A 12,116-nucleotide genomic window follows, 5' to 3' on the forward strand; every position below is an offset into this window, starting at 1 on the left:
CTGTGGCGCCGACGATCGCGATAGCTTCTTGCCGCCCGGGCCGCGTCGTAAGGGGCGTTCTGCACAATGCGACGGACCTCACGGCTTATCGTCGAAGGCGAGCGGCCGAGGCGAGCCGCGATGTGACGCAGGCTGCTTCCGTTCTGCCGCTCGATCATGATCAGGGCACGCTCTTCAGCACAAAGGTGATGGTAGGTTCTTGGCATGGCAACGCCTGTAGGTGGGGGCGTTGCACTTGGAATTTGAGTCTAAGCCGCCATGTACGCACAGGCGATGATGACGATGCCCAAGATCATCTGGATTGTCTGACGGATTTTCATGATGAACTCCCTTTCAATGGCGTTCGCCAAGGGGCGCATCGTCCAGGTGGATGCTGGGAGTACGTTGCGTGCGATGCGTCGTTGACTAGCGCACATTAGTCCGTTGTGATGGACATACACATACCGCGTTGATCGAAATCGCCATGGGATTACGTCAACGCTTTCTCTATGTATCGTGTGGCAATGAAATTACTCGGATAGCTCCCGCGCGAACGAGCCGGATTCGATGAATGTCCGAATCGTTATCGAGGGCGTTACCGATAGGCTCGCCGTACTGTTATTACCTCATGTGGATTTTTGAGCGGCCTCTCTTTCGCGCCTGTCTAACTCAGGTTTGAGCTTCTCCCACCAGAGTCTTTGCTCTTCCCGCTTGCTTTTGTAGTACTCGCTCAGTCGCTTCAAGGTAGCTTCGTCCGCGCAGCGATCTGTCTTGGCCAGAGGAAACCCGTTGACTCTGATGACACGATGACCGATGGAGCGTTCATCCCCCCAGTTGTATCCATCGAAGGCTGAGGGCGGGTCATAGACGATGGTCTCACCCAGGAATGTCCCGGTGCTGGCCTCATAGGCGCGGCGGAATACGGGAGCCTCCCATAATGCCCCCCAACGTGTCGACGCCTGCGGATCGGGATGGGGTAGTCCATGAAACGGCGATGGGAGTATCCAGAACGGATCGAAAGTGTCCACGCGTATGCAGCCATCGGGACTCGTTTCCGAGAAGTCATAAGTACCCCATGCCTTCTCCCACCAGTTGGAGGCGACATAAAGCAGGACGGCGACAAGGGTGAAGAACGCGACAAGGGTGGTCCGCATGCATTCAGCCCAGGTCGATCCAGAAATCGATGGCTTCCCAGTGGACGTCGGAATAGATCACGAAGTCGCCACCGCGGCCGCTTGCTTGACGGAACGCATTGAAGTCGTGATTGAAGACATTGCCGATGGGCTCGCCGTGCCATTGAAACACCATGCTGTCGAGCATCGTGTTCATGACCATGTGCGCCTTGGTAAGGACACCGCCATGTGTCCAGGTGCCGAGGAACTGGAATCCATTGAAATCGTAGTTGTCGCGAAGATAAAAACCAGCGTGCGTCACGTGCAGTGCCGTCCGATCTGTCCATTCGTTGCGTACTGCTTCACCGATCAAGGCCACTTTCAGCGTGGCCGCACCAAGTGCCCCGTACATGTCGTCCAGGGTGTCGTAAAGCTCACCGAAACCCCGGCTGTTCACCTGACATCTTTGGTCTAGTTCGATGGCGCCCATATTCCGATGTCCGAATTCCACAGAGTTCCTACCAGCCCAGTCCAGTGCTCCGACTCTCTCTTGAAGCAAGTCAATCGCCGCCGGATTGGACATGTCCTGGCGCAGCAATTCCATGGCCTTATGACACCGATGGAACGACCGCGCCCAGTCCATGCTTACGATTGATGTATTCAGATGATCGACTGGGATGTCTTTGGGTTCAGGCTGGGTTTCTTTCTTCTTCCACTCCTTCGGCATCGTCCAGGCAGGCGCCTCGAACCACCGCTCCATCAGCGCCGCCGACACATCCCAACTCATGCGCCGCATCGCCCCGGGGATCTCCCGGATGTGCATCGTCGGAATGACGACCTTCGTGGGCTCCGGGTCGCTGATGGGCTTCAGGCGCAGCTCCATATGCTCCGGGGTGATCATCGTGTCGGGGCCCAGGCCATCGGACGCGCGGGAGAAATCGATCAGGCTCACGGTGTCACCTCCATGGACGGAATACCAAATGCGGCACGGGCTGTTCCCGACGCCATCTGGACGAGCTGTCGGGTAGCGCCGCCGGCCGTCGTTTCGCCCTGTGTCTCGGGCATGGTGGCCGAACACTTGCGGTAGCGAAGATCGGCATGAGGGCGGCCGCCGGCATCGCAGGTTTGCAGGATCAGGTGAAACGACCGATCCAGCGAGGACAACGCCGTCGGCGCGCGGTGCGTGCTTCTCGATGCCTGGTTTTCGAAGGATGCGGTCGAGAGGACCGCATCCAGGCGAGCTGGATCCATCCGGCCCGGCGCTGGCCCGCAGACGTTCGCATGCCTATCCTGGCTGGCAATCAGTCGGGGCCGCGGTGAACACAGACAGGCACACTCGTCGTCGGACAGGGCCAGTTGGCGCCCCCTGACAAGAAACGAACCGGAGCGAGGACCGACGCAGACGATGCGCCCGATGGTTCCGCACGCCGGACAGGCAACGGGATCGCCTTCGACCGCCGCCGGCACATCGTCAACGACCATGCGGGGACCTTCGCCGCGCCTGATCGTTCCACCGTTCGTCGTCTTGTCGCCTTCACGGCAGGTATAGCGCTGATACATGAGTCATCCTCCACATGCGTGCGACGTGCGCGCCGCGAGGACGAGACGATAGGGCGATAGCGGGGGGTATGTCTTTGGGAGGATTCTGAAAGATCCGACAAGTTTCGACGCGTTGGCCTACAGAACTACGATGAATCTGAAGAACGGGCGAACATCCATTTCTGAAACCGAACGATTCGGCGCCCGGGCGGGTCGCCGGTGAAACCGTGAGAGTGAAGGGCCAGAAGATGGCGCATTCGCTTGAAAGCATCGACATGCTGATGCGGCTGGGATTGGAGTGCGCGGCGCAGGCGCACGCCTGTGTGACCGTAGAACTCTGAGAGTCGGTAGCTTCGGCGGAGTAGCCGCGAGGAACCATCGTGGTCCCTTGGGTAACGCTGGCGGATGACGCTCTCCGGATCAGCTGGCCGCGCCGTCGAATCCCGCCTGCCGCCAGGCCTCGAACACCGCGACCGCCACGGCGTTGGAGAGGTTGAGGCTGCGATTCCCCGGACGCATGGGCAGGCGGATGCGCCGGTCCTCGGGAAGGCCGTCGATCACGTCGCCGGGCAGGCCGGCGGTTTCGCAACCGAAGAGCAGCGCGTCGTTTTCTTCGAATGCCACGTCGGTATGCAGGCGCCGGCCCCGGGTCGAGAAGGCGAAGACGCGCGGATGGCCGATGGCGGCGAGGCAGGCGTCCAGGTCGTCATGGACGGCGACGCGGGCGAACTCGTGGTAATCCAGTCCGGCGCGGCGCAGGCGGGTGTCGTCCAGCTCGAATCCAAGCGGTCGCACGAGGTGCAAAGCCGCGCCGGTATTGGCGCAAAGGCGGATTACGTTGCCCGTATTGGGCGGAATCTCAGGTCGGAACAGGATGACGTGGGGCATGCGCCCATTATGAGGCCGAGAAGGGGCAGACGACGCCGTCCGGGGGCAGGGTGCAAACCGTGGCGGTGACTGTGGTGCGGGCGGCGCCCAGGTTGGCAAGCTGGATGGGTTCGCCGGCGTAGGTGAGCATGTTGCCGAGGATCAGCCCGCAGACCAGCAGCGAGGCCACCAGCAGGCTGCGCAGCATCAGGAGTTCGTGTTTCATGGTGTTCTCCAGGTGGGTGCCGGGTGGAAAGGCCAACCGGCTTGGCATGACTGGTAACGCAAACGCCGTGCCAGTCTTTAAGAACACGCAATCAGCTGATTCGCATGAAGTTTGTCAGGTCGGTCTCGCAGGGTCGGTTGTCCGCGGACACTGACCGCCTGTCAGCGGACAGCGTCCGTGTCCGGAACGGGCGAGCGATTGCGTCGGAAGGACGGCGCGGGCTAGCCTCACCGGAGAGTCGAGGCCACGAAGGCCCTGAGGAGCCGTACATGAAGAAACGTCAAGCCCTGCTCGCCGCGGGATTGCTGTCCCTGGTCGGTGCCGCGTCCGCCGCCCCCGCTTCGTCCGATGCCATTCCGGACATCCCTTATTCCCGCTTCCAGCTGCCCAATGGGCTCACCGTTGTGGTCCACGAGGACCACAAGGCACCCGTGGTGGCGGTAAGCATCTGGTACCACGTCGGCTCTGCCGACGAGCCCGCGGGGAAGACCGGCTTCGCCCACCTTTTCGAACACCTGATGTTCTCGGGATCGGAGAACCGCAAGGGCACCTACTTCCAGCCCTTCGAGCTCGCCGGCGCCACCGACATGAACGGCACGACGTGGTTCGACCGCACGAATTATTTCGAGACCGTACCGACCACGGCGCTCGACATGGCCTTGTGGATGGAGTCGGACCGCATGGGCCACCTGCTGGGCGCCATCGGCCAGAAGGAACTCGACACGCAGCGCGGCGTGGTGCAGAACGAGAAACGCCAGGACGAGAACCGTCCGTATGGCCGCGTGGACGAGAACATCCTGCTGAACACCTATCCCGCCGACCATCCCTACCACCACGACACCATCGGTTCGATGGCCGACCTTGACGCGGCCTCACTCGCCGACGTCAAGGGATGGTTCCACGACTACTACGGCGCCGCGAACACCACGCTCGTGCTTGCCGGCGACATCACCGCGGCGCAGGCGAAGGCGAAGGCCGAGAAATACTTCGGCGACATTCCCGCCGGCCCCCCGGTGCCGCGCCAGCAACCGTGGGTCACGCCGCTGCAGACCTCCACGCGCGGTACGCAGCACGACCAGGTCGCGCAGGTCCGCATCGTGCGCACCTGGGTCGTACCGCAGCTGGGCAGCGACGACGCCATCCAGCTGGACCTTGCCACCACCGTACTCGGCGGCGGCAAGACGTCGCGCCTCTACCAGCGTCTGGTCTACCAGGACAAGCTCGCCGACGACGTGAGCATCGGCATCGCGCCGTTCGCGCTCGCCAGCCAGGTGCAGCTCAGCGTCGATGTAAAGAACGGCGTGGACCCCGCGAAGGTCGAAGCCGCCATCGCCGATGTGTGGAAGGATTTCCTCGCCAAGGGCCCGACCGACGACGAACTGGCGCGCGCCAAGGTCGTCAACAGCGCAGGTTTCATCCGTGGACTGGAGAAAGTGGGCGGCTCGGGCAAGGCCGCGATCCTCGCCGCGGGGCAGGTGTACCGGAACGATCCCGGCGCCTACAAGAAGGATCTTGCCCGCGCTCAGGACGCGACCGTGGCCTCGGTGCTGACCGCATCGAAGACCTGGCTGGCCAAGGGCGATTACACGCTCACCGTACTTCCCGCCGGTCCGGGTTTCGATCCCGCCGCGGAGGACAAGGCCGTCGCAGGTCTCGGTCTTTCCGGGAAGAAGCCGACGCCACGCCTGCCCAGGCCGGGCAATTACTCGGTCACCAAGTCCGACGTGGACCGCTCCACGGGCGTGCCCTCGGTCGACAGCTTCCCCGACCTCGTCTTCCCCGCGTTGCAGCGGGGCAAGCTGAAGAACGGTGTGGAAGTCGTCCTGGCCGAGCGTCATACGGTACCGGTGACTCAGGTGCAGTTGCTGTTCGACGCGGGCTACGCCGCCGACCAGGGCGGCAAGCTGGGCACCGCCAGCTTCACGTCCACGCTGCTCGAGGAAAGCACGACGTCCCTCGATTCCGTCGAGGTGGCGCGGCGCAAGGAGCGCCTCGGCGCCTTCGTCAGCGCGAACTGCTCGCTGGACACCTGCGCGGTCGGGCTCAATGCGCTCAACGCGGAACTGAAGCCCTCATTGGATCTCTTCGCCGACATCGTGCGGAATCCCGCCTTCAAGCCGGAAGACATCGAACGGATTCGCGGCCAGTGGCTGGCCGGCATCGCGCAGGAAAAGACCGAACCCACGGGCCTGGCGCTGCGCACGCTTCCGCCGTTGCTCTATGGCCGCCACCATGCCTATGGCATTCCGTTCACCGGCAGCGGCACTGAAAAGGCCATCGCGTCGCTGAAGGCCGACGATCTCAAGGCGTTCCAGCGCGATTACCTGCGTCCGGACAACATGCGCATCCTCGTCGCCGGCGACACCACGCTGGCGAAGATCCTGCCGCAGCTCGACGCGGTGTTCGGCGACTGGACGCCGCCGGCCACGCCGGTGCCGAAGAAAAACATCGGCAAGGTGGCCATCCAGGCCAAGCCGCGCGTGTTCCTCATCAACCGCACCGACGCGCCGCAGTCGCTGATCCTCGCGGGCCTGATCGCGCCGTCGACCAAGGCGAAGAACGCCCTCGACCTGGGCATTGCCAACGGTGCATTCGGCGGCACCTTCACCTCGCGCCTGAACATGAACCTGCGTGAGGAGAAGCGTTGGGCCTACGGTGCCGGCAGCATGCTGTCGGATGCGCAGGGTCAGCGGCCGATGCTCATCTACGCCCCGGTGCAGACCGACAAGACGGCCGAATCCGCAGCGGAAATCCTCAAGGAGGCCAATGCCGTCGTCGGAACGAAGCCGCTGACGGACGACGAAATCGCGAAGATCCGTGCCCAGCGCATCCGTGCGTTGCCGGGCAGCTTCGAGACGACGGGCGCCGTGCTCGGCGCCATGACCGGTATCGTCGTGTACGACCGGCCTGACGACTACGTGCAGACGTTGAAGTCGCGTATCGAAGGCATCGATCGCAAGGCCGCCGAGGGCGCGCTGTCCGAGGTCATCCATCCGGACGCGCTCACATGGGTGATCGTGGGCAATCTGCGCGAGATCGAAGCGCCCATCCGGGCGTTGAACCTCGGCGAGGTGCACGTCGTGGACGCCGACGGCAATCCGGCGAAACCGGCGCACGTGAAGCCGGCGAAGGCCGGCGCCGGGAAGTGAGTACGGGTGGAGGTGCGATCGATAGATCGCGCCTCCACGTCCATCCGGCTAGCATAGACCCCGATCGTTCCCCCGGAGTTACCCATGCGCAAGATCCTTCTCCTCATCCTTCCGCTCGCACTCTCGGGTTGCGACTGGGGTATCAAGCTCGACGACGGCGCGCGCAACGTGCGCACCGCCTGGAACGGCGATGTCGGCAGCTGCCGCGAGCAAGGCAAGGTCACCGTCTCGGTGACCAGTCGCGTCGGTCCGGTGGACCGCAACGATCTCAAGGTCCGCGACGAACTGGAAGTGATGGCGCGCAACGAGGCCGCGAAGATGGGCGCGGATACGGTAAAGCCGCTAGGCGAGCCTAGCGAAGGTTCGCAGGAATGGGGCGCCTACACGTGCGGTAGCCGCACCGTGGCTCCCGCGCGCGGCAACAACCCGCCGCCGCCGTCGAACACCACCCCGCAAGGCGGCTTCGAAACCGTTCCCCTCAAGAACTAAGTGATTTTCCGACCCCTCATGGGGTCGGACGCCGCTACGGCATTCCAGTGCCGGCTTCTAACTTCCATGTTTCATCAGCATGGAAGGAGCGGCATGAAAATATCCATCGTTACCAGGCACCTGGCGAGGTTCGTGTTATTCGCTTCGCTCACGGCGGCCTGTGCCGGTAGCTCCGTGGCAGGCGGAGTCGCCTATAAGCGGCTGCGCTTGCCCAACGGACTCACCGTTCTCGTTCACGAAGATCACAAGGCCCCGATCGTCTCGGTAGGCGTCTGGTACGGGACCGGTTCCGCGGATGATCCGGCCGGTGAATCCGGCCTCGCGCATCTGTCCGAACACCTCATGTTCTACGGATCTGAACATCATGATGCCCCGCATCTCGAAACGATTCAGGCAATCGGTGGCACCGATATTCAGGGTGCGACTGATTTCGACGAGATGATCTACTCCGAAACAGTGCCGACGGAAGCTCTCGACAAGGTCTTGTGGCTGGAGTCCGATCGCATGGGCCATCTCACGGGAGCACTCGACGAGGCAAGGCTGCGAACGCAACGCGGCGTCGTGCTCAACGAACGCCGCGACATGCTGGAGAGTCCGAGCGGCAGGTCCCAGGCCAATTTCCTTCGGCATATCTTTCCTGCCAATCATCCCTATCATCGCGATGGGTATGGCCTGCCCGGCGATCTCGAAAAGGTTTCGCTGGAGCGTGTCCGGTCATGGTTCCACCAGCACCATGGTGCTGCCAACGCCACCGTGATCATGGCGGGCGATATCACACCCGAGGTCGCTCGCGAGAAAGCCATGGCTTACTTTGCCGATATCGCCCCAGGCCCGGACCAGGAGCGCCAACAACCATGGGTCGTTCCGCTTGCCGTGTCCTCGCGCGGAGTCATGCACGACAAGTTTGCGCACCGGCGTATCGTGAAAGCATGGCCGGTTCCCCAGTCTGGCTCGGCGGCGGTGGCGCCGCTCCGGCTCAGCGCGACCATCCTCGGCCACGGCGAAAGTTCGCGGCTTCATCGCCGGCTGGTGATAACGGACGGTCTTGCCACCGACGTGGGCGTGACGCTGTCGAGCCGGGCGCTCGCCAGTGCGTTCGTCATTACCGTGGATGTCGCTGAGGGTGCCGACCTTGCCGCCGTCGAATCCGCGATCGACGGCGAACTCGCGACATTCATCACGCAAGGGCCGAGCGAGGACGAGCTGATCCTGGCCCGGACGCGCGAGGAAGCCGACTTCCTCGCTTCCACTGAAACGATGTCCGGCGTGGTGCAAGCGATGGCGCTGGGCCAGGTCAGGCATGGCGATCCCGAGGCGGAATGGGGATTTCGCGAACGCCTGGGGACCACCGCGGCTGCCCATCTACGCGAGGTGGCGTCGACCTGGTTGGGCCGGCCCGGATACACCCTGACCGTGATGCCCGCACCGGATGGGTTCGACGCTGAGGCGGAAGACGCTTCCGACGCCGGGCGGGGGCCCGCTGCGGGTAAGCCTTCGACGGAAATCATGTCCACGCGCCACTTGACGGCGACGGAGGGGTGGAGCATCGACAGGAACCTTATTCCCGCCGTCGGCGGCGGATTTCCGAAGCTGTCGTTTCCGGTGCTGGAACGCGGACGGCTGGCGAACGGCGCGGAACTCGTCCTGGCCAGGCGCGAGGGCGCCGCGCTTACCGACGTGCGTTTCCAGTTCGGCGGAGGAACCAGGAGCGATCATCCTCCGGGCATGGCGGACTTCGTGATGTCGATGGTCCTGCAGGGTACATCCAGGGCAAGCGCGCCGGAGTTCGCACGGCAGATCGACCGGTTGGGGGCCAAACTAAGCAGTGATTGCGATGCCGATACCTGCTACCTCGACCTCAAGGTGCCGCGCGGTCGGCTGACGGACGGCGTGGCTCTCGTGGCCGAGGCACTACGGCATGCGGCTTTTCGTCCCGGTGACATCGAGCGGGTTCGCCGACAGCACCTGGCAATCGCCAGTGCCAGGCAAGCGGACTCCTACGAGCTCGCGGCAGGAATCATGGCCCGCTTGCACATCGACGAAAATCACCCCTATACCGGCGCGGTCCACGGGCCCGGCATGCATGAATCGATCGGCGTGGACACAAGGGACCTGCTGAGCTTTCGCGATGACATTCTTCGTCCCGACAACCTTCGCGTGATCGTGGTGGGGGATGAATCGAAGGAAACCGCGCTCGCTGCGCTGAAGATCGCGATCGGCGATTGGAAAGCCCCCGGCAAGCCCATGGCGTTACCGTCCTTCGAATTGGCCGAGGCCACGCCGGGGGAGGTTGCTTACCTCGTGGACCGTCCACAATCGCTACAGTCGCATATCCTTCTTGGCCTGCTGGCGCCGCGCGCTTCGAACACCCTTTCATTCGAATTAGCCAACATGGCTTTCGCCTCAGGCTCCGGTTCGCGGCTGGATGCCAATCTGCGCGATGCGAAAGGATGGACCTATGGCGTACTGGCGAATCTGGTCAGGCAACAAGGGCCCAGGCCGCTGATCATCGATATGCCGGTACAGGCGGATCGCACGGGCGACGCCATTGGGGAAGTTCGTCGGGAGATAGCCGTGCTCGTCGATGGGCAATCGCCTCTCACGGATACCGAGGTGCGCCAGCACACGATGGGGGTCGCACGCTCCCTCGCTGGAGGACTCGAGAGAGGCAGGTCCGTCCTGCTCCAGATCGCAGACGACGTCACGTTCGGGCGAAGCGACGACTTCCTGCAAACCCTCCCGGAAACACTCCGCCAGACGGCCGCCCGGGACGTCAACCAGGCCCTGAAGGATGTGTTGCAAACGAGTCGGAGGACATGGGTGATCGTCGGTGACCGGAAACATATCGAAGGCCCGCTGCGACAGCAGTTTCCGGGCCTGCGCATCCTCGACGTGGAAGGTCGAGTCATCGAATGACATGGAATGGCGTCAGGACATCCTGACGCCTTCGCCCGCCCGGGCTTTGAACGCCTCGGTGAGCCAGTCGATGAAGACCCGCACGCGCGGCGACAGCTGGCGGCTATGCGGGTAGAGCAGGGAGACCGGCAACGGTCTCGGCGGTAAGTCGGGCAACACCTCGACCAGCGTGCCGGCGGCGAGGTCGGCCGCCACGTGGTAGCGAGGCAGCTGGGTGAGCCCGAGGCCAAGGCGTACGAGCGCCGTATTGGTTTCCGCGCCCGCCACGGTCACCACCGACGGCAACGTGACATGGCGCAGTTGACCACCTTCGATGAATTCCATGGGCAAGGTGCTGCCGGTCGCCGTCGACAGGAAGCCGATGGCGACGTGGCCCTCGAGTTCCGCCAACGACTGCGGCATGCCATGCCTCGCCAGGTAATCCGGGCTGGCGCAGGTCACCTCCTCCAGCACGGCCAGACGCCGGCCCACCATGCTGCTGTCGTGGAGGTCGCCCACCCGCAGCACGCAGTCCACGCCTTCGCGCACCAGGTCCACCCAGCGATCGCCTTCGCCGATGTGCACGCGCAGGCCCGGGTATCGCGCCAGGAAATCGGGGAGGGCGGGAAGGACGAATGTGCGCGCCAGCGTGCCGTGCATGTCCACGCGGAGCAAGCCTGTAGGTCGCGCATCCACGAACGCGGCTTCCGCATCCTCGATATCCGCCAGGATGGCGATGCAGCGGCGATGGTAGGCCTCGCCGTCGAGTGTCGGGCTGACCTGGCGCGTGGTTCGCTGGAGCAGGCGCACACCCAGCCGGGCTTCCAGCCGCTTGATGGCCTGCGTCGCGGTGGAGCGCGGCAGGTCGAGGTCGTTCGCTGCCAGGGTGAAGCTGCGCCGTTCTACGATCCGGACGAACAGCCGCATGGTTTCGAACCTGTCCAAGGCCATAGTTTGTTCCACGTGGCGGAATAGTGAAGCTGGATATTGAGCGATTATCCGGACACCGACAACGCGCATGCTGTTCTCGCCTGGCAATCAAGCCGGTGCCGGAGAAACGACATGAACGTGAATACCCAGACCAGGATCGCCATCGTCACGGGTGCCTCGCGCGGTATCGGTGCCGCCGTGGCCCGGCGCCTCGCCCGCGACGGCTTCACCGTGGTAGTGAATTACGCGGGGGGTGCCCAGGCCGCCGAGAACGTCGTCGGCGACATCGAGGAAGCCGGCGGCAAGGCGATCACCGCGCAGGCCGACGTTTCCAAGGCGGCCGATGTCCGCCGCATGTTCGATACCACCGAAGAGGTTTATGGCGGCGTCGACGTGCTCGTGAACAATGCTGGCGTCATGGCCCTGTCCACCGTCGCCGACCTTAAGGACGAGGACTTCGACCGCCTTTTCGACGTCAACGTGAAGGGCAGCTACAACACGATGCGCGAAGCGGCCAAGCGCCTGCGCAGCGGCGGCCGCATCGTCAACTTCTCCTCAAGCGTGGTCGGCCTGTTGCAACCCACCTATGCGCCGTATGCCGCCACCAAGGCCGCGATCGAAGCGACCACGATGATCCTCGCCCGGGAGTTGCGTGGCCGCGGGATCACCGTGAACGCCATCGCGCCGGGCCCGACGGCAACGGATCTCTTCCTCGATGGCAAGTCGGCAGAACTGATCGACCGCCTTGCGAAGCTTGCGCCGCTCGAGCGTCTGGGAACGCCCGACGACATCGCCGCCGCGGTCGCCTTCCTCGCTGGCCCCGACGGTGCCTGGATCAATGGCCAGGTCCTGCGCGCCAACGGCGGCATCGTCTGAACCCCACACCTTCGACCGGAGAGACGTCATGAAGCAGATCATCCTCATCACCGG

The 12,116-nt window shown here is 63.8% G+C and carries 11 protein-coding genes; 4 read left to right on the forward strand and 7 right to left on the reverse strand.

The window, feature by feature from the left end; genetic code table 11:
* The 6 genes from VGM71_RS01235 to VGM71_RS01260 form a co-directional block, all read right to left on the reverse strand.
* A partial coding sequence (locus tag VGM71_RS01235; protein ID WP_414675069.1) for a helix-turn-helix domain-containing protein occupies positions 1-206 on the reverse strand: 206 nt, incomplete at its 3' end.
* A 399-nt stretch (positions 207-605) separates the two neighbouring features.
* Positions 606-1,133 (reverse strand): hypothetical protein, encoded by a 528-nt coding sequence (locus tag VGM71_RS01240; RefSeq protein ID WP_331541941.1) that lies wholly within the window; start codon positions 1,131-1,133, stop codon positions 606-608.
* 4 nt (positions 1,134-1,137) lie between these two features.
* Entirely contained in the window at positions 1,138-2,043 is a 906-nt protein-coding gene (locus VGM71_RS01245; RefSeq protein ID WP_331541942.1) for a DUF6402 family protein, read from the reverse strand.
* On the reverse strand, positions 2,040-2,651 hold the full coding sequence (locus VGM71_RS01250; protein ID WP_331541944.1) for a PAAR domain-containing protein: 612 nt from the start codon (positions 2,649-2,651) through the stop codon (positions 2,040-2,042). Before VGM71_RS01250 ends, VGM71_RS01245 begins: the two co-directional genes overlap by 4 nt.
* Before the next feature lie 399 nt (positions 2,652-3,050).
* Positions 3,051-3,518, reverse strand: a complete 468-nt coding sequence (locus tag VGM71_RS01255) for a tRNA (cytidine(34)-2'-O)-methyltransferase (RefSeq protein ID WP_331541945.1) — start codon at positions 3,516-3,518, stop codon at positions 3,051-3,053.
* A gap of 7 nt (positions 3,519-3,525) precedes the next feature.
* Positions 3,526-3,723: a hypothetical protein gene (locus VGM71_RS01260; RefSeq protein WP_331541946.1), complete on the reverse strand. Its 198-nt coding sequence runs from the start codon at positions 3,721-3,723 to the stop codon at positions 3,526-3,528.
* 269 nt (positions 3,724-3,992) lie between these two features.
* Between VGM71_RS01260 and VGM71_RS01265 the strand changes: the two genes are divergently transcribed.
* The 3 genes from VGM71_RS01265 (at position 3,993) to VGM71_RS01275 (ending at position 10,277) form a co-directional block, all read left to right on the forward strand.
* Positions 3,993-6,872 (forward strand): pitrilysin family protein, encoded by a 2,880-nt coding sequence (locus tag VGM71_RS01265; protein ID WP_331541947.1) that lies wholly within the window; start codon positions 3,993-3,995, stop codon positions 6,870-6,872.
* Between the two features lie 84 nt (positions 6,873-6,956).
* Positions 6,957-7,361 carry a DUF4156 domain-containing protein gene (locus VGM71_RS01270; protein ID WP_331541948.1) on the forward strand — a complete coding sequence of 135 codons (405 nt, stop codon included), beginning with the start codon at positions 6,957-6,959 and terminating at the stop codon, positions 7,359-7,361.
* Between the two features lie 93 nt (positions 7,362-7,454).
* The gene (locus VGM71_RS01275) at positions 7,455-10,277 is read left to right on the forward strand and encodes a pitrilysin family protein (protein WP_331541949.1); all 2,823 of its coding nucleotides are present in this window, start codon (positions 7,455-7,457) and stop codon (positions 10,275-10,277) included.
* 12 nt (positions 10,278-10,289) lie between these two features.
* On the opposite strand, the gene VGM71_RS01280 is transcribed toward VGM71_RS01275, so the two are convergent.
* Positions 10,290-11,201 (reverse strand): LysR family transcriptional regulator, encoded by a 912-nt coding sequence (locus tag VGM71_RS01280; protein WP_331542003.1) that lies wholly within the window; start codon positions 11,199-11,201, stop codon positions 10,290-10,292.
* A gap of 123 nt (positions 11,202-11,324) precedes the next feature.
* Here VGM71_RS01280 and VGM71_RS01285 point away from each other — a divergent pair, with 123 nt between their 5' ends.
* On the forward strand, positions 11,325-12,062 hold the full coding sequence (locus VGM71_RS01285; protein ID WP_414675071.1) for an SDR family oxidoreductase: 738 nt from the start codon (positions 11,325-11,327) through the stop codon (positions 12,060-12,062).
* Positions 12,063-12,116: the final 54 nt, after the last annotated feature.

The sequence above is a fragment of the Luteibacter sp. genome, from assembly GCF_036499525.1.
Classification (GTDB): domain Bacteria; phylum Pseudomonadota; class Gammaproteobacteria; order Xanthomonadales; family Rhodanobacteraceae; genus Luteibacter.

Excerpts from the sequence above, each read along its gene's own strand:
- VGM71_RS01240 (WP_331541941.1), bottom strand. The coding sequence starts at position 1,133 with ATGCGGACCACCCTTGTCGCGTTCTTCACCCTTGTCGCCGTCCTGCTT.
- VGM71_RS01250 (WP_331541944.1), bottom strand. The coding sequence starts at position 2,651 with ATGTATCAGCGCTATACCTGCCGTGAAGGCGACAAGACGACGAACGGT.
- VGM71_RS01255 (WP_331541945.1), bottom strand. The coding sequence starts at position 3,518 with ATGCCCCACGTCATCCTGTTCCGACCTGAGATTCCGCCCAATACGGGC.
- VGM71_RS01260 (WP_331541946.1), bottom strand. The coding sequence starts at position 3,723 with ATGAAACACGAACTCCTGATGCTGCGCAGCCTGCTGGTGGCCTCGCTG.
- VGM71_RS01265 (WP_331541947.1), top strand. The coding sequence starts at position 3,993 with ATGAAGAAACGTCAAGCCCTGCTCGCCGCGGGATTGCTGTCCCTGGTC.
- VGM71_RS01270 (WP_331541948.1), top strand. The coding sequence starts at position 6,957 with ATGCGCAAGATCCTTCTCCTCATCCTTCCGCTCGCACTCTCGGGTTGC.
- VGM71_RS01275 (WP_331541949.1), top strand. The coding sequence starts at position 7,455 with ATGAAAATATCCATCGTTACCAGGCACCTGGCGAGGTTCGTGTTATTC.